The sequence below is a fragment of the Ciceribacter sichuanensis genome (genome assembly GCF_024055605.1).
In the GTDB taxonomy this organism is placed as follows: Bacteria; Pseudomonadota; Alphaproteobacteria; order Rhizobiales; family Rhizobiaceae; genus Allorhizobium; species Allorhizobium sichuanense.
Genome location: NZ_JAMXLX010000001.1, coordinates 658016 through 674841, shown reverse-complemented (window position 1 = coordinate 674841; position 16826 = coordinate 658016). Strand labels below are relative to the sequence as shown.

Here is a 16826-nt window from a genome sequence, read left to right as displayed (position 1 = left end):
GAATGGCAGTCGGCGACAATTCGGGCCGCGCCTGGCAGCGCATGCTGTCCGGCCGCCGGCTCGATCTTCTCGACCCGTCACCGCTGGACGTGGAGATCACCGATATCGCACACGGACTGGCGCGCGTCGCCCGCTGGAACGGCCAGACCTCCGGCGACCACGCCTTCTCCGTCGCCCAGCACAGCCTGATTGTCGAGGACGTTTTCAGCCGCGGCAACCCCAGGGCGACGGTGGACGAGCAGCTGATGGCGTTGCTGCATGACGCGCCGGAATATGTGATCGGCGACATGATTTCCCCGTTCAAGGCGGTCGTCGGCGGCGGCTACGAGGCCGTCGAGAAACGGCTGGAGGCTGCGATTCACCTGCGCTTCGCGCTTCCCCCGCACCCGCCCGCGGACCTCAAGAGCCAGATCAAGAAGGCCGACCGTGTCTCCGCCTATTTCGAGGCGACGGAACTCGCAGGCTTCTCCGAAAGCGAGGCGAAGAAATTCTTCGGCCAGCCGCGGGGCATCACCCGCGACAGCCTGTCGATGGAACCACTTCCGGCATTCAAGGCGCAGGCACTTTTCCTTCGGCGTTTCGAAGAAATCGAAGCTGCCCGCAAGCCCGGTGCGAAGGTGCTCCTATGAGCTATATCGTCGTCGCGCCGCTCTCCCGCATCGCCGAGATGGCCGTCCGCCACAAGGCGCGTGAAATGGTCAGCCTGATTGCCGAGGGGCAGGATTTTCATCGCCCTGCGGTGATTTCAGCTGAACGACACCTGAAGCTCAAGATGAACGACATCAGCTTTGCCGGCACCGGCAATCTGATCGCGCCGCAGGAGGCCCATGTACGGGAGATCATCGATTTCGCCCGTTCCTGGGATCGCACTACGCCTCTGCTCATCCATTGCTGGATGGGTGTATCCCGCTCGCCGGCTGCCGCCCTGATCGCAAGCCTCGCCGTTTCGCCCGATGAAGCCGATGATATTCTGGCACAGCGGCTTCGCGCGGCCTCTCCCTATGCCACACCGAATACGCGCCTGATCGAGATCGGCGACGATCTCCTCGGACGCGGCGGCGCGCTGGTTCGCGCGGTCAAGGCAATCGGACGCGGCGCCGATACCGATGGCAATGCGCCGTTCACCCTCGCCTTGCCGGAACAGGCGGACAAAGTGCCATGACCGAAGGACCGATCAGCGAACGGCCGGCGGCAATCGAGATCGGCCTCAACGCCGCAATCGTCGCGGTGGCTGACCGCAGCCCGCGCCTGCTCGTCGTCAGCGATCCGACAAGCCCGCTGGAGGCACTGCCTTTCGGCCCCTTTGATCCGTCTCGTCACCGCACGATGGAAGTGTCGCTGCGCACCACCGTCACTGCCCAGACGGCGCTGCACATGGGCTATATCGAACAACTCTACACCTTCGGCGATCAGGGGCGCCACAAGATGCCGGGCGACAGTGGCATGCATGTCGTCTCCGTCGGTTATCTGGCACTGACCCGCATGTATCCCGCCCGTCGAGAAAGCCTGCATGCGGCCGGCGTTCACTGGCGGGACTGGTACGGCTACCTGCCCTGGGAGGACTGGCGTCGCGGACGCCCTGCCATCCTCGACCAGGTGATCCTGCCTGCCCTTTCCGTGTGGGCCGAGGAAGCGCCGGTGGAGGACAGCGACACCATGCGTCCCTCGCGCAAATCCCGCCTGAAGCTCGCCTTTGGCCTCGATGACTTCCCGTTCGACGAGGAACGGGTTCTGGAGCGCTACGAACTGCTTTACGAAGCAGGCCTGATCGAGGAAGCGGTTCTGGACGAACGGGTTCCGGCACGTCGGGTTGCCATCCCTCTCGGTACGCCGATGCGCTTCGACCATCGCCGGATCGCGGCAACGGCGCTCGCGAGGCTGCGCAGCAAGATCAAATACCGGCCGGTGGTGTTCGAACTCATGCCACCGGAATTCACCCTGACGGACCTGCAGGCAACGGTCGAGGCGATCTCCGGGCGGCATCTGCACAAACAGAATTTCCGCCGTCTGGTCGAGGGTGCCGAACTGGTCGAGCCGACGGGCGGAACGCAGGCGGCCACGGGTGGCCGCCCCGCAGCGCTATTCCGTTTCCGCCGGCAGATCCTCGAGGAACGCCCCGCTCCGGGGCTCAAGGTCGGCGGCCGCTGAGAGGACCGCGCAACCCCGGCGACACGGACAGAAGCTTGACCGGTCGGCCTCCCGCTCCATGCAGCCCTGTTGAAGTGGCAGGAAGAGGAGCAATTCGGTCTTGGTCGGCTTGCGGTATTGGATGCATGCGGTGGACGTTTGGTCCGTTTTCCGTAAGATCATCAGGCAAGTCAGGTAAATACTCAACGATAGCGACTTGCGATCCGCCCCGACAGTCGAGCATCACCGGCTCGCTGCCCGCGGAGACGGTCTAGTAGCACACTGTTTCCAAACGCCGGCAAAACACTCCGAGGTCAGACCGTCGCGCGAACTGTGGCTTCCGTATCGCCGCCGTCGTCTGCGGCATTGGCCTGATAGGCGGCGATGACTGACTGCATCTCCGCGAGAACATCCAGCAGACTGACAGTGTCGCCATCCTCGCCTTCCGCGTCGGACGAGACGCCTACCGTCCGATTGGCTTCCATTGCCGTGACGAACTGGCTCTCGCTGAGCGATCCGGTCCCCTCGGGGTCGAGTTCGGCGAAGAGCGCCGCGGCGTCCTCCTCGCTCATGTCGCCAGGGCGAGCCGCGACGTATTCGGCCTGCGTCACAGAGCCATCGCCATCGGCATCGATTGCTGCAAAGAGTTCCTTCGGGGAGGGCTTTTCTTCGAAACCGCCGTCCTCCGATCCCGCCAGCATTATCGCCATCACGCCTCCGGTCACCTGGGACGACACCCCGGTTGCGGCATTTTCATTTTCCACGGTGGGATCCTGCGTGCGCTTGCTCTCGGAAGCCGCCGCTACCTCATCGGCGCTCACCACGCCATCGCCATTGGTATCGAGATAGCCAAGTGAAGTAGAATATGCGCTTGCACCGCTGACGGGCAAAGAAATACTGGTCATACAAACCTCCACAATATTACTGGAATATGTCTGTATCCACAGCACGCAATACAAAACCGCGGGATGTTTACGGGGTAGGAGATTCGTTTCAGACGGTCAAAAACCAATAATTATCTACAACAAGTAGCTTGCGAACTTTCGTAGAAACTTCAACACATTGAAAGCTCTTCAAGATTTCGCAGTTGCTGACAGGTTTTCCCAAGACGAGTGACGACGATCGTCACGAAAAATTATCAATTATCAGCGGATTTCCACATCCAGACCGATATCGAGCGTCGGTGCGGCCATGGTTATCTTCGATGTGGAGATGAAATCGACCCTTGTTTCGGCGATGGCACGAATGGTTTGAAGGTTGACGTTGCCGGAAGCCTCCAGAATCACGCGCCCCGGAGCCGCCGCATAATCAGTCGGCGAGAACCCACCGTGAGTGCGGTTGATTTCCACGGCTTCGCGCAACAGATCGGGACCCATGTTGTCCAGCAATATCGCATCCGGCCGTGCGGTAAGCGCTTCCTTCATCTGATCGAGATTATCGACCTCCACCTCAATCCGGACGAGATGGCCGGCATAGGCTCGAGCCGCCAGGATCGCCTGAGCGACACCGCCTGCAACTGCAATGTGGTTGTCCTTGATGAGGATCGCGTCATCCAGACCGAAACGGTGGTTGGAACCGCCGCCGAGCCGGACAGCGTATTTCTCCACGGCGCGCAGACCCGGCAGCGTCTTGCGGGTGCAGGTGACGCGCGCGGAGGTATGTGCAATCTCGTCGGCAAAGCGCGCGGTATAGGACGCGACGCCGGAGAGATGCATCAGGAAATTCAGCGCCACGCGCTCCGCCGAAAGGATGGAGCGAGCCGCCCCCTCGACACGGATCAGCGGCGTGCCCGCCGTCACCCGGTCACCATCGGCCACCAGCGCATGGAAGACAACGGAGGGATCCACGAGGCGGAAGGCCGTGCGGGCAAGCTCGATACCGGCGATGACACCATCCTCACGGCCGTTGAGGGCGGCCTTGGCGGTCTTTTCCGGTCCAATGGTCGCGTAGGTGGTGATGTCGCCTGCGCGTCCGAGATCCTCCAGCAGCGCGGCCTTGACGATATCCTCTGCCATCAGCGGCGAGAGGACGGGGCGAAAGGGCTCGGTCATAGCGATATCCTCGGGGCTCAGCCGGCAAGCTCGGCAGCGATACGGTCGGCATCCTTCAGCGTGATGAAGGTCCGGTGGCGGAAGGCCTCGCGCGGCTCTGGGCAATCCGAACGGTAATGCCCGCCCCGGCTCTCCTCGCGCAGATAGGCGGCGGTGGCGATCAGCTTGGCAGTTGTCGCCATGTTGGCGAAGCGGACACGGGTTCGTCCCCGCTCCTCTTCCAGTGCTACGATTTCGCGGATGAGCGTCTTCAGCCCCTCGCCCGTGCGAATGACGCCGGCATTGGCGGACATCAGCCGCCGCAGCTTCATGAGCTGCGGGCTGTCTTCCAGCGTCACCAGATCGTCGCTTTCGCCGGCGCTCTTCGGCCATTCGTAGAGCCGCGGCTCCGGCATCATGCCCTTGATGTTCTCGGCGATCCGCGCCGCGAAGACCACGGCTTCCAGAAGCGAGTTCGAGGCAAGGCGATTGGCGCCGTGGACACCGGTCGAAGTGACCTCGCCCGCCGCCCACAAACCGTCGATGCTGGTCCGGCCATCGGCATCCACCAGAACGCCGCCCATGTGATAATGCACCGCGGGTGCCACCGGGATCGGCTGCGTCACCGGATCGATGCCCGCCTCCATGCAGGAGGCGTAAACGGTCGGGAAAAGCTCGGGGAAATGCGCGCCGACCGCCTTCGTGCAATCGAGGAAAGCGCCTCGGCCCGCCTGAACCTCGGCAAAGACGCCGCGCGCCACGACATCGCGGGGGGCAAGTTCGGCGTTGGGATGCAGATCGGTCATGAAGCGATGGCCGGCCGTGTTGACCAGCGTCGCGCCATCGCCGCGCAGGGCCTCGGTCGCCAGCGGGGCCGGATCGCGGCCGATGTCGATTGCGGTCGGGTGGAACTGCACGAATTCGGGGTCGGCGATCACGGCGCCAATCCTTGCCGCCATGCCGACACCAGCACCGCGCGCTTCCGTCGGATTGGTGGTAACCTGATAGAGATGGCCGACACCACCGGAGCAAAGCACGACGGCACGCGCGGGAAAGGCGACGCGGGTCTTCGACTGGCCGGCGTCCGGGCGGGCGATGACGCCGGAAACGAAGCGGCCCTCGGAGATCAGCTCCTCGACCACATAACCTTCCATCACACGGATCGACGGCGTCCTGCGTACGGTGGCAATGAGCGCCTCCATGATCGCCTTGCCGGCGCGGTCGCCCTTCACCCGCACGATGCGGCGCTCGGAATGGGCGGCCTCGCGCGAAAGCAGGAGTTGGCCTTCAAGATCCCGATCGAAGGGAACGCCATAGGCGAGAAGATCGCGAATGCGGTCCGGCCCTTCCGAAATCATCAGGCGGGCCATCTTCTCATCGACCGTTCCGGCACCGGCAGCAACCGTATCGGCCAGATGCTTGTCGAAGGTATCGCCCTCGCTCATGGCGGCAGCAATGCCGCCTTGCGCCCAAGCCGACGAAGCGCCGAAGCCGATGGGGGCAGCGGCCAGAACCGTCACCGGACGGGGCGCAAGCTTCAGCGCGCAGAACAGGCCGGCAAGCCCGCCGCCGATGATGACGATATCGTCTATGCCCTGCCAGGATTGCGGGCGGATGGATTCGGTATTGCTGGGCATGCGGCACATTTCTCCGGCCTGCGCCGGCCTTCCTGTCTCGTCGGACCTACTGCTTCAAGTTCACCATGCGCTCGACCGCGAGACGCGCGCGGTCCGCGATTGCCGGATCAACGAGCACCTCTTCCATCATGAACAGAAGGCTGTCGAGAATCTTGGGCAGAGTGATCCGCTTCATATGCGGACAGAGATTGCAGGGCTTGACGAAGTTGACGTCCGGCACCTCGGCCTGAATGTTGGAGGCCATGGAGCATTCGGTGACCAGCAGCACGCGACCGGGGCGACGCGTCTTGACGTAGTCGATCATGCCCGACGTCGAGCCGGCATAATCGGATACGGCCAGCACACTCGGATGGCACTCCGGATGGGCGACGATCTCGATGGAGGGATCGGCTGCCTTGTATTCCAGAAGCTCCTCGGCGGTGAAGCGCTCGTGGACCTCACAATGGCCCTTCCAGGTGAGGATCTTCTTGTTTGTCTTCTTGGCGACGTTCATAGCCAGATATTCGTCGGGGATGCACAGCACCGTGTCCGACTGCAGGCTGTCGACCACAGCGACGGCGTTGGACGAGGTACAGCAGATATCGGTTTCGGCCTTCACATCGGCGGAGGTGTTGACGTAAGTCACCACCGGCACGCCGGGATAACGCGCTTTAAGAGCACGGACATCGGCACCGGTGATCGATTCCGACAGCGAGCATCCGGCAAGACCGTCCGGGATCAGCACCGTCTTCTGCGGATTGAGCAGCTTGGAGGTCTCGGCCATGAAGTGCACGCCGCACTGGACGATGATCTCCGCATCGACGCGGGTGGCGTCACGCGCCAGCTGCAAAGAATCGCCCTTGATATCGGCCACGCAATGGAAGATTTCCGGCGTCTGGTAATTATGCGCCAGAATGACCGCGCCGCGCTCCTTCTTGAGCCGGTTGATGGCGTGGATGTAAGGCGCAAAAACCGGCCATTCGATTGCCGGGATGAAATCCTTCACACGCTCGTAGAGATGCGCCGTCTCCTTTGCGACAGCCGGGGTGTAAGCGAGATCAGGACGCTCCAGCACGCCGAAGCGTTCCGCCGCCGTCTGCAAGGAAGGCGCCTTGCCCGCGTTTCCGGGTTGCGTGACATGCTGCATCTCGACCTCCCCGCCGCATCAAACGGCATTATGCTCATTTTGAGCATAAACATTCCCAAAGAAAACCGGCGACTGCCGGTGGTGTTGATTTAGAAAGTTTTGTGACGAATTGCAAGCATATCCACAGGTGAAATGAGGCACATTATTGACCCTCCGGTTCAGGGGAAATACCTCCGGATGCGCTGATAATCAGGGAAAAGCAAAAGCTTGCGTTCGCAACTTGATATCCTGATTCCGGTGAAGTGATGCCTCCCTCTTTCGTCACGGGTGAAAAACGCTAGTCTCCATGGTCCGGATAGAGGCGCGGGAGGTCCCATGTTCGAAGTCGTGCTGCTGATTCTGCTGCTGGTCCTGTTTGCGGTGGGCCGCGGAACAGGCAATCGGATCGACAGGCTTGAAAAGGAAGTGGCAAAGCTTTCAGAACAGCTCCAGCTGCTTCGGCAATCGCCTGACGCAGTACAAGCCTCTTCCATTCAATCTGCGACAGGCGAGGATGTGGCAGCGATCCCGACACCGGGAGAAGCGGCGGGATCACAGCAGCCGGAAGAAACGACGCCCGCCCTGGCGGCCATCGATGGGCCGCAGGTTATCGCCGACGGCGATGCTGTGCCGGCCGCAGAAACAGCCGGCACGGAAGCGCTCGCCGCTGCGGTGCCCGCCCCGGCAGCTCCGGCCAAGGAAAGCCTTGAGAGCTATCTCGGCGCACGCTGGGCCGTTTGGGCCGGCGGTCTGGCGCTGGCGCTCGGCGGTCTCTTTCTGGTGCGCTATTCCATCGAGAGCGGCCTGCTCGGCCCCGGCGTGCGCCTGGTCCTTGCGAGCCTCTTCGGCCTTGCGCTGATGGGCGCTGGCGAGGCGATCCGCCGCAAGGCAATGCCGGGCATTGCGGCGCTCTATTCCAATGCGATGATCCCAGGCATCCTGACCGCCGCCGGGGCGCTTTCCCTGTTCGGGGCGATTTACGCCGCTCATGGCATATACGGCTTCATCGGTGCGGCAGCGGCATTCACGCTTCTCGCCCTCGTCGCCTTCGCGACCCTCGGCCTCTCGCTCATGCACGGGCAGGCACTGGCCGGCCTCGGACTTGCCGGCTCGATGGTCACGCCGCTTCTGGTCTCCAGCACATCGCCCAGCCCGTGGACGCTGTTCGGCTTTCTCACCCTGTCGCTCGTCGCGACAGCCGCCGCCTCGCGGCTCCGCGGCTGGCGCATCGTGCCGTCACTCGCCAATCTCGGTCTCGGCGGCTGGGCCTTCGTCTATGTGGCGGCAGCCTCTCCCGCCGAACTGATGCCGGTTACGCTTGCGCTGCTCGCCATGCTCGCGACCTCCGCCTTCATCTGGCCGGCCAAGGCATTCGAAATCATCCCGCAAGCGGAGCAGCCTTCGCCCGGCGCGTTCCTGCGGGTTCTCGCCAGGCCGCCGCTCGGCATGGCAATGACGCTTTCCTTCGCGACGCTTCTGCCCGCAATTGCGATGCTCGTCGCCACCCTTGGAAGCGACATCAACCCCTTCTATGTGATGGCGGCGCTTACCGCTGCACTTGCCGGCATCGGCGCAGGCAGACATTCGATGGTCTGGCCAGCGCTCTTCGCCGCAGTCGGCGCGATCCTCGGTACGGCATTACAGGTCCAGATCGCCGAAAGCCTGCTCGCCATGCTCGGCAACTCCATGGACGATGCCGTTGCCATTCCCGGGATTGCGGTCAACGTCATGCCGGTCTCGCTTGGCCTCGGCGCCTTCTTCGTTCTCGCTGGCCTGTTCTTCCTGCAACGGAAGGGAAACCGCGATCCGCTGCTTGCGACGATCTGGGCCGGCATCATGGCGACGGCTCCGCTTGTCATCGCCGCCATCAGCTATTTCGGTTATGGCGATTACGGCAGGGACTGGGCGTATGGTCTCTATGGCATCGCCCTTGCGACAGCGCTTCTCGTCTCTGCGGAGATGCAGGTTCGTGGCGGGCGGCGCGAAAGCCTGACACTCGCCATCGATCTGCTTGTCGCAGGCTCCTTCCTGGCGCTGGCCTTCGGGCTTAAGGCACTGACCTCAGGCCTGACACTGACACTGCTTCTTGCAGCAGCGGGCTTCGCCTATGTGCTGGCGACGCGGCTGCGCGACTGGCGCGCCCTGCCATGGATGATGGTTGCGGCATCGCTTGCCGTCCTTGCCCGCATCGCATGGGAGCCGACCATCGCCGGGCCGCTATCGCTCGGCAAAACGCCTGTCTTCAACGCGTTGCTGCCGGGCTATGGCATCCCGGCCCTGCTCGCCATCCTCTCTGCCTATCTGTTGCGGAACTGGCCGGGCGTCAGGGTGCGCAACGCCCTGCAGGCGCTGGCCAGCCTGATGGGCCTTTTGACCGTCGCCATACTTGTGCGCCATGCCATGAATGGCGGCGTGCTCACCGAGAGCGTACCGACACTTGGCGAGCAATCCATCTACACCCTGCTGCTGACCGGCCTTTCCGGCGTGTTGATGACGCTCGACCTCAAGTCGCCAAGCCCGGTCTTCCGCTACGGCTCGATGATCGTCGGCTGCATTGCAGCGCTGAACGTGCTCTTCCTGCATCTCGGGGTGCTCAACCCCTATTTCAGCGGCGAGAGCACCGGCTCGTGGCCATTCTTCAACCTGCTGCTGATCGGCTACCTGCTGCCGGCCGCCGCCTATGCCGGACTTGCCTATTACGCCCGCGACAAGCGCCCGCAGCCCTATGTCATCATGCTTGCGGTGACAGGCTCCGTTCTCGCCTTCGCATGGGCGACGCTTTCCGTCCGCCGCTTCTGGCAGGGTGAATTCATCTCCGACTGGAAGGGCTTCCTGCAAGGAGAGACCTACAGCTACTCGGTGGTCTGGCTTGCGATCGGCGTCGGCCTTCTGGCGCTCGGCTCCCGCTTCGACGCCAAAAGCATCAGGCTCGCCTCCGCGGCTCTGGTGCTGATCTCCGTCGCCAAGGCCTTCCTCATCGACATGAGCCATCTCGAGGGGGTGCTGAGGGCGCTTTCCTTCATCGGCCTCGGCTTCGTTCTGATCGGCATCGGGCTGTTCTACCAGAAGATCCTGAGCAACAGCCGGAAGACGGAACAAGCAAGCCACGCGGCGACGCCGGGTGTCGGTCCGGACCCGACCTGACGACGAAACACTCACCGAGGAACGTTTCCGCCTGATAGCCGATGGTTGCCCGGGCTTAACCATGCGCATTGGTTTTCAGGCTGTTTCCGGGCGGTTTCGTTGACAAAGCACGCATGCGCGCGCCCTAGTCTGGCACCAAGGAAACAGAAAAAGCCCCATACTGGGACGGAAAACCGATGCAGCAACCGCAGCATATCCGCAGCCTCGACGGCCTTAGAGGCATTGCCTCCTTCGCCGTCGTCCTTTCCCATATCATTCTCCTTTTCCCAAGGGAGACATGGGCCGGAGCACTGGTATTCGGCAACGAAGCGGTGGCGCTGTTCTTCTGCCTGTCCGGCTTCCTGATGGCCTATCTCTACGGCGGCAAGGCCTTTACCCGCCGTTCGGCAACCGACTATCTGGTTCACCGCTTCACCCGCATCTATCCCGTCTATTTCGTCGCGGTGATTTCGGTGGCGCTGCTTTCGATGGTTCCGGGGCTTGATTATCCGCAGCCGCTCGCAGGCTCCGTCGAGATCATCCGTCACATAGCTCTTCTCGGCTCGACCGGGGTCTTCTGGTCGATCCCGCCGGAGATCCAGTTCTACGTCTTCTTCCTCGTTCTCTGGTTCTGGTTCGAAAAGCCCAGGGACCGCCTTCCGCTCGGTGTTGCCATCGCCATCGGTTTCGCAGCGCTCGCCTATCTCGGCTTTCCGGGACCGGGTATCCTGCTACCGTCGAAGATTTCCTACTTCCTGTTCGGAGCGCTCGCCGGTCGGCTCTTCGCGCTGACGGGGCGTCTCAACGGCGGGCATGCCGTCGGCTTGCTGACACTTGCAGCGTTGGCCTTCTTCTTCGCCAGCCGGGCGATCTTCCACACGGAGGAGAGCTTCTGGGGTGTGACATCGGCGCTGGCCGCGACTGTCATCGTCTTTCTCACCGCCACCGAATCCGGTGTTCTTGCACCGCTGCTCGGCTCAGCGCCGCTCCGGCACATCGGCAAGATCAGCTTCTCACTCTATCTCTTCCATATGCCGGTGATGTTCCTGGCTTCGAAGGTACTGCCGGAAAGCCTGCCGGTCGGGCTGACGATCACGCTCTGCATCGTCGCGGCGGTGGTCTTTGCCGATATCAGCTACCGTGTCGTCGAGGCACCGTCGCGCACCATGCTGATAGGCGCATGGAAAAGACGCACGCTTTCCACGCCCCTGCCGGCCTGACGCATCCCTCTTCTTGCAATCTTTCCCGAGGCCATTACTAAGGGCCGCCTGATCGACAGCTGTCAGGACTGGAGGAATGCAAGATGGATCGCAGCGGAATGAGCGCCGCATTCTCACCGGAAGAAAAGCTTGCGGAAGCCCTCCTTCCCCACGCGATCGAGGGAGATGACGGCTCGCACGATATCGTCCATATCCTGCGTGTCTTCCGCAATGCCATGCGTATCCACGCTATCGAGGGCGGAGACCGGGAGATCCTCGCCGCCGCCGTTTTGTTGCATGATTGTGTTTCGGTGGAAAAGAACTCCCCGCTTCGTGCGCAAGCCTCGAAGCTCGCGGCAGACAAGGCGTCGGGTATCCTCAGGGGTCTAGGCTGGCAGCAGGAGCGGATAGAGGCCGTGGCTCACGCCATCCTCACGCACAGCTTTTCCGCCAACATCGCTCCGGAGACACTGGAGGCGAAGATCCTGCAGGATGCCGACCGGCTCGACGCCATCGGCATGATGGGCGCGGCGCGTTGCTTCTATACCGCAGGCCGCATGGGTTCCGCGCTCTACGATCCCGTCGATCCCTTTGCCGAAAACCGCCCTCTTGACGACAGGGCCTTCGCCATTGACCATTTCGCTGCAAAACTGTTCAAGCTTTCTGACAATTTCCAGACAGCAGCCGGAGGCGTCATCGCCCGAGAAAGGCATGCGCGTCTGGAGCAGGTGCTCGAACTCTTGACCGACGAAATCTGAGGCAGGCCATGAAGGTTACCGAACTCGCCATCTATCCGCTGAAGAGCGGCCGCGTGATTCCCGTGCAGACGGCTCGCATCGAGGCCCGCGGGCTGGCCGGCGACCGGTGGATGATGATCACGGACCCGACCGGCCGCTTCATCACCCAGCGGGAGCTACCGGCCCTTGCAGGTCTCACCGCCCTGCCCTCCGCCACCCATCTCAAGCTTTCGCTGGATGACGGTCGCGAGATGATGGTCGCGCCGCCGCATCCTGACAACCGCATGGACGTCGATATCTGGAAATCGATCGTCAGCGCCGCCGTGGCCGATGACAGCGTCAATGCCAAGCTCTCCGAATGGTTCGGCCGGGAGATGAAGCTTGTCTTCTTCAATGGCGAGGCCAGCCGCGAAGCCAGTGTCGACTGGGCCGGCCCCGACACTCCGGTCGGCTTTTCCGACGGCTACCAGGTTCTGGTCACCACCACGGGCTCGCTGAAGGCGATCAATGACGACATGGCCGCCCATGGCGAGGGCTCCATCGGCATGGAGCGTTTCCGGCCGAACATCGTCGTCGATTGCGACGAAGCATGGGCCGAAGACGGCTGGGCTGCCATAGAGATCGGCGGCATCCGCTTCGATCTAGTCAAGCCCTGCGCACGCTGCATCATGACGACTCAGGACCAGATCACCGGATCACGCGAGGCCGCAAGTCCAATGGCGGCCATGGGCCGCATCCGCATGTCAGGCGACCGGCGCGTGCCGGGACCGCTTTTCGGCTGGAACGCGGTTCCTCGCGGGGAAGGCCCGATCACGGTTGGCGACGACGTAAAGGTCATCGAGGCCCGTCCCGAGGGCTGGCCAATCAAGCGGCGTGGCTGAACAGCCCCATCACAGGCGTGACCACACTACATGAGGCGCAAGCACCTCATGTGTCGCATCCGGGCGTCATCAATTCCTTTGATTAGAACTTCACGAAAAGGCGCTTGGCCTCGTGGAGCACGCTTACTATCGTCCGGCTTTCAGGAGGAGAATTTCATGTCCGCATCGACTGCCCGTCCCGCCATGCCATGGTTGATCATCATTGCCGGTTCGCTGGTGGCCATGCTGACATTCGGGCCGCGCTCGGCCATGGGCTTCTTCCAGCTTCCCATGCTCAACGATACCGGCTGGGATCGCTCCACCTTCGGGCTTGCGATGGCCATCCAGAATCTCTGCTGGGGTCTCGGGCAGCCGATCTTCGGGGCGCTCGCCGATAAATACGGTACCGGCCGGATGCTGACGCTGTCCGGCATGCTCTATGCACTCGGCCTATTCGTCATGGCTCATGCCGATGCGCCGGTCTGGCTGCATGTCGGTGGCGGCGTGCTGGTCGGGCTCGGCGTGGCGTCCGGCTCCTTCGGCATCATCCTTTCGGCCTTTGCGCGCAACGTGATGCCGGAGCAGCGTTCGCTTGCCTTCGGCATCGGCACTGCCGCGGGTTCTGCGGGCATGTTCCTGTTCGCACCGCTCAGCCAGGGGCTCATCTCGGCCTTCGGCTGGTCGGACAGTCTCGTCTATCTCGGCCTGATGATGCTGATCGTTCCCCTGCTCGCGTGGCCACTGCGCGGCAACGCAAAATCCGGGACCCAGTCGCGGGGCGAGGTCGAGCAGAGCGCCGGCCATGCGCTGCGAGAAGCCTTTGCCCACAAAAGCTATTTGCTTCTGGCCAGCGGCTTCTTCGTCTGCGGCTTCCAGGTGGCGTTCATCACCGCCCATTTCCCGGCTTATCTCGGCGATATCGGTATCGATGCCCGCTACGCCGTGATCGCCATGGCGCTGATCGGCTTCTTCAACGTCATCGGCTCGCTCGCCTCGGGCGTGATCGGCCAGCGCTATTCGAAACCGTATTTCCTGGCGTGGATCTATCTTGCCCGGTCGCTCGCGGTCACGCTGTTCCTGCTCCTGCCGCAATCGCCGACATCGGTGATCGCGTTTGCCATCGTCATGGGGCTTCTCTGGCTATCGACCGTGCCGCCAACCAATGCGCTGGTGGCAATCATGTTCGGTACACGCCATCTCGGACTGCTCGGAGGCATCGTCTTCCTGTCCCATCAGGTCGGCTCATTCCTCGGCGTGTGGATGGGCGGTTATCTGTATGACAAATTTGGCAGCTATGATGTCGTCTGGTGGTTCGGCGTGGCGCTCGGCATTTTTGCCGCAATCGTTCATTGGCCGATCCGAGAAAGCGCGGTCGAACGCGGTCTTCCCGCGGCGGCCTAAGGTCGCAGTGCGACAGGATGTCATTTTAACAAATGCGGCATCAGCGATGATTTTTTGCCGCAATGCACCCACATTCGGAGCATGAAAGAATTTTATTTTATTTTTCTTTCTGCACCTGTTGACGGGAGAATGTTCGACACCTACCTTTGTCGCATCGGTAAGAGACCGACGCACCAAAGATGAAACCGGCTTCACAGGAAGCCTTTGCCAACAAGGAGGTCAGCGAATGAATATTTCCCTTTATGCCGCCCGCCCTTGGCATAAATCCCCGCTCGGCGTGGCGACGTCCAAACGCTGCCGATGCTTCTGTCGAATGTGACGCTGAACAAGCACTGAATTCTACAATCGACGCATTTATTTAAGTCTGCGCAGGCGCGCAGGCGGGGAAACCATTATGGAAAAGCAAGTCATCGAATACGCCGGCGTTCCCGTCGGCATCACCGTCCCCGAAGGAGATCGGGTCAAGTTCATCGCCGTCAAGTTCCCGGTCATCGATCTGGATGGCGGTACCTATCGCAACGTTAGCGAACTGCAGAACGCCATTCACCGGCATATGCAGAATTCGCCCGGCGATCAGGCACTCTTTGCACGCGCCGCCAACGGCGCAGGCTTTGCCCCGGAGCGCAAGGTCTTCAATGCAGCCTGACAGAACCCCTCGCGAGCCGCGCCGGCCTCAAGGCCACGCGGCTCGTAGACGTGTCTGTTGAGGAAAAAGCCAGTCAGGCGAAAGGCTTCCGCCAGACTTTCCTCGTCCGCCGACGCAGCGGCACCAGCCAGAAGAAAACCCGGAAGCATCAGCATCCTGTCTGCATAGGGCAGACCGGCGGAACGGCAGACCGCCCTGCCCGATTTCGGCGAGACATAGGCGAGATCGTCCCGACCTCCGGTCGCCGCACACTGGTCGAGATCGAGACCGAAACCCAGATCGTTCAGTACCGCCAGTTCGAAACGTACAAAAAGCTCTCCGGCCGCTGCGGCCTCGTCGAGATGATCCAGAATCACATCCAGCGCCTCGAACAGATGCGGATGCGGATCCCTCTCCGGCAATAGCCGCAGAAGCGCTCCAAGCGCCTGAACACCATAGACGGCGGTCGCACTTTCCATCAGCTTCGCGGCCCGTAGCCTCACCGGCTCAACTCGGTATTCCCCGAGATGCTCGTCAAGCCGCGCCCGCCACGTCACTTCCAGCCGATTTCCCGGTTGCAGCACCGGCTGCATGCTGCGCGAACGCCCTCCGCGCACCATTCCCAGATGACGGCCACGGCCCTTCGTCATCATCTCCGCGATAACGCTGGTTTCGCCATGGCGTCGTGCGCCGAGCAATATTGCTTCGTCTGTCCATTCCATAGCGTCATTCTAAAGCGCTTCACGCGTAAATGGAATCGCTCAGTGCGCAGCCGGTCGGCCGCATTTAATTTTCCCGGCAAGAGCAATCCGGCATTCCAGTGCTGTCGGAATTGTTATACTTCCGACGCATCCCCTCCAGACGGGAAGGTTCCGAAATGGCCCCCGCCTCCCCAGGCCCCGACGAAGAACAACCAGAACCCGGACGACTGACGGCATTGCCTCAATCCGTCCGATGGCTGATTCTGACGTTGCTGTCCCTCATCCTTGCCGGCCTGTTGACGATGGTGCACATTCCGGCGGCGCTTTTGCTCGGCCCCATGGTCGCAGCCATCGTCATGGCGACCAACGGCGCGCGGCTATCTACGCCTCTCCTGCCCTATCTCGCGGCCCATTCCCTGATCGGCTGCATCATCGCCCGCTCCATCGACGCCGATATCGTGACGACATTCGCCGCCGACTGGCCCATCTTTCTGTCCATCGTGCTCGCTGTTATCGCCTCAAGCACGCTGATCGGCTATGTCATGGCACGCAGTGCCGTATTACCCGGAACGACTGCGGTCTGGGGTACATCGGCCGGGGCTGCCTCCGCCATGCTGGTGCTTGCGGAAGCCTACGGCGCTGACGCGCGGCTGGTCGCCTTCATGCAATATCTCAGGGTGGTTTGTGTCGCCTCGGCCGCTTCGATCATCGCAGCTGTCGTCTTCCATGCATCCGGGGGTGCCGTGCCCGAAATCGTGTGGTTCCCGCCGGTCGACTGGCTGGAGCTTTCAAAGACGCTCATCGTGGCCTTCGCGGCCTGCGCAGCCGGTGCCTATTTCCGCATTCCCGCCGGAACCATGTTCCTGCCAATGCTGGCGACCGCGCTTCTGCATGGCCTAGGCCTCATCACCATCGACCTGCCGCCATGGCTTCTGGCGTTCGCCTATGCGCTGCTGGGCTGGAAGATCGGCCTCGGCTTTACGCGGCGCATCCTTCGGCACGCGGCCTATGCCCTGCCGCAGATCATGCTTTCGATCGTGGTGCTGATCACCTTTTGCGGCGGCCTCGCCGTGCTGTTGTGGCGCTTTCTCGAGATCGATCCTCTGACCGCCTATCTCGCGACGAGCCCCGGCGGGCTTGATTCGATCGCGATCATCGCGGCCTCGACGCCCGTCGACCTGCCCTTCGTCATGGCGCTGCAGACCGCGCGTTTCCTGCTGGTATTGTTGCTCGGCGGGCCGATATCCAAGGCGGTGGCCCGCCTCATCGATCGCTGACCTG

Annotated in this window: 15 protein-coding genes; 10 read left to right on the top strand and 5 right to left on the bottom strand. The window is 62.3% G+C overall.

Going from position 1 to position 16826, the window contains the following annotated elements:
* The first annotated feature begins 2 nt into the window (after positions 1 to 2).
* From NBH21_RS03265 to NBH21_RS03255, 3 genes are read left to right on the top strand one after another with little or no spacing between them, the layout of a single operon-like run.
* Positions 3 to 629 (top strand): HD family hydrolase, encoded by a 627-nt coding sequence (locus NBH21_RS03265; protein ID WP_250912507.1) that lies wholly within the window; start codon positions 3 to 5, stop codon positions 627 to 629.
* Complete coding sequence (locus NBH21_RS03260) at positions 626 to 1162, top strand: tyrosine phosphatase family protein (RefSeq protein WP_250912506.1); 537 nt, start codon at positions 626 to 628, stop codon at positions 1160 to 1162. The genes NBH21_RS03265 and NBH21_RS03260 overlap by 4 nt, the downstream gene beginning before the upstream one ends.
* Entirely contained in the window at positions 1159 to 2148 is a 990-nt protein-coding gene (locus tag NBH21_RS03255) for an NUDIX hydrolase (protein WP_250912505.1), read from the top strand. The genes NBH21_RS03260 and NBH21_RS03255 overlap by 4 nt, the downstream gene beginning before the upstream one ends.
* 293 nt (positions 2149 to 2441) lie before the next feature.
* Here NBH21_RS03255 and NBH21_RS03250 read toward each other — a convergent pair whose 3' ends face one another.
* The 4 genes from NBH21_RS03250 to nadA all read right to left on the bottom strand — a co-directional run bounded on the left by NBH21_RS03250 (position 2442) and on the right by nadA (position 6920).
* Positions 2442 to 3032, bottom strand: coding sequence for an EF-hand domain-containing protein (locus NBH21_RS03250; protein ID WP_250912504.1), 591 nt, complete (start codon positions 3030 to 3032; stop codon positions 2442 to 2444).
* Positions 3033 to 3272: 240 nt separating this feature from the next.
* Complete coding sequence (gene nadC, locus NBH21_RS03245; protein ID WP_250912503.1) at positions 3273 to 4178, bottom strand: carboxylating nicotinate-nucleotide diphosphorylase; 906 nt, start codon at positions 4176 to 4178, stop codon at positions 3273 to 3275.
* 17 nt (positions 4179 to 4195) lie between these two features.
* On the bottom strand, positions 4196 to 5794 hold the full coding sequence (locus NBH21_RS03240; RefSeq protein ID WP_250912502.1) for an L-aspartate oxidase: 1599 nt from the start codon (positions 5792 to 5794) through the stop codon (positions 4196 to 4198).
* Positions 5795 to 5840: 46 nt separating this feature from the next.
* Entirely contained in the window at positions 5841 to 6920 is a 1080-nt protein-coding gene (nadA, locus tag NBH21_RS03235) for a quinolinate synthase NadA (RefSeq protein WP_250912501.1), read from the bottom strand.
* Between the two features lie 315 nt (positions 6921 to 7235).
* Between nadA and NBH21_RS03230 the strand changes: the two genes are divergently transcribed.
* From NBH21_RS03230 to NBH21_RS03205, 6 genes are all read left to right on the top strand, one after another.
* Entirely contained in the window at positions 7236 to 10043 is a 2808-nt protein-coding gene (locus tag NBH21_RS03230) for a DUF2339 domain-containing protein (RefSeq protein WP_250912500.1), read from the top strand.
* Positions 10044 to 10219: 176 nt separating this feature from the next.
* Positions 10220 to 11242 carry an acyltransferase family protein gene (locus NBH21_RS03225; RefSeq protein ID WP_250912499.1) on the top strand — a complete coding sequence of 341 codons (1023 nt, stop codon included), beginning with the start codon at positions 10220 to 10222 and terminating at the stop codon, positions 11240 to 11242.
* Positions 11243 to 11325: 83 nt separating this feature from the next.
* The gene (locus NBH21_RS03220; RefSeq protein ID WP_250912498.1) at positions 11326 to 11979 is read left to right on the top strand and encodes an HD domain-containing protein; all 654 of its coding nucleotides are present in this window, start codon (positions 11326 to 11328) and stop codon (positions 11977 to 11979) included.
* Between the two features lie 8 nt (positions 11980 to 11987).
* Positions 11988 to 12839, top strand: a complete 852-nt coding sequence (locus tag NBH21_RS03215; protein ID WP_250912497.1) for an MOSC domain-containing protein — start codon at positions 11988 to 11990, stop codon at positions 12837 to 12839.
* Between the two features lie 156 nt (positions 12840 to 12995).
* Positions 12996 to 14219 carry an MFS transporter gene (locus NBH21_RS03210; RefSeq protein WP_250912496.1) on the top strand — a complete coding sequence of 408 codons (1224 nt, stop codon included), beginning with the start codon at positions 12996 to 12998 and terminating at the stop codon, positions 14217 to 14219.
* A 394-nt stretch (positions 14220 to 14613) separates the two neighbouring features.
* The gene (locus NBH21_RS03205) at positions 14614 to 14865 is read left to right on the top strand and encodes a hypothetical protein (protein ID WP_250912495.1); all 252 of its coding nucleotides are present in this window, start codon (positions 14614 to 14616) and stop codon (positions 14863 to 14865) included.
* Here the strand turns inward: NBH21_RS03205 and recO are convergent.
* A complete protein-coding gene (recO, locus tag NBH21_RS03200; RefSeq protein WP_250912494.1) occupies positions 14793 to 15566 on the bottom strand; it encodes a DNA repair protein RecO in 774 nt (257 codons plus the stop codon). The two genes, NBH21_RS03205 and recO, sit on opposite strands and share 73 nt — an antisense overlap.
* A 155-nt stretch (positions 15567 to 15721) precedes the next feature.
* On the opposite strand from recO, the gene NBH21_RS03195 reads away from it, so the two are divergent.
* Complete coding sequence (locus NBH21_RS03195; RefSeq protein WP_280924840.1) at positions 15722 to 16822, top strand: AbrB family transcriptional regulator; 1101 nt, start codon at positions 15722 to 15724, stop codon at positions 16820 to 16822.
* Positions 16823 to 16826 lie beyond the last annotated feature (4 nt).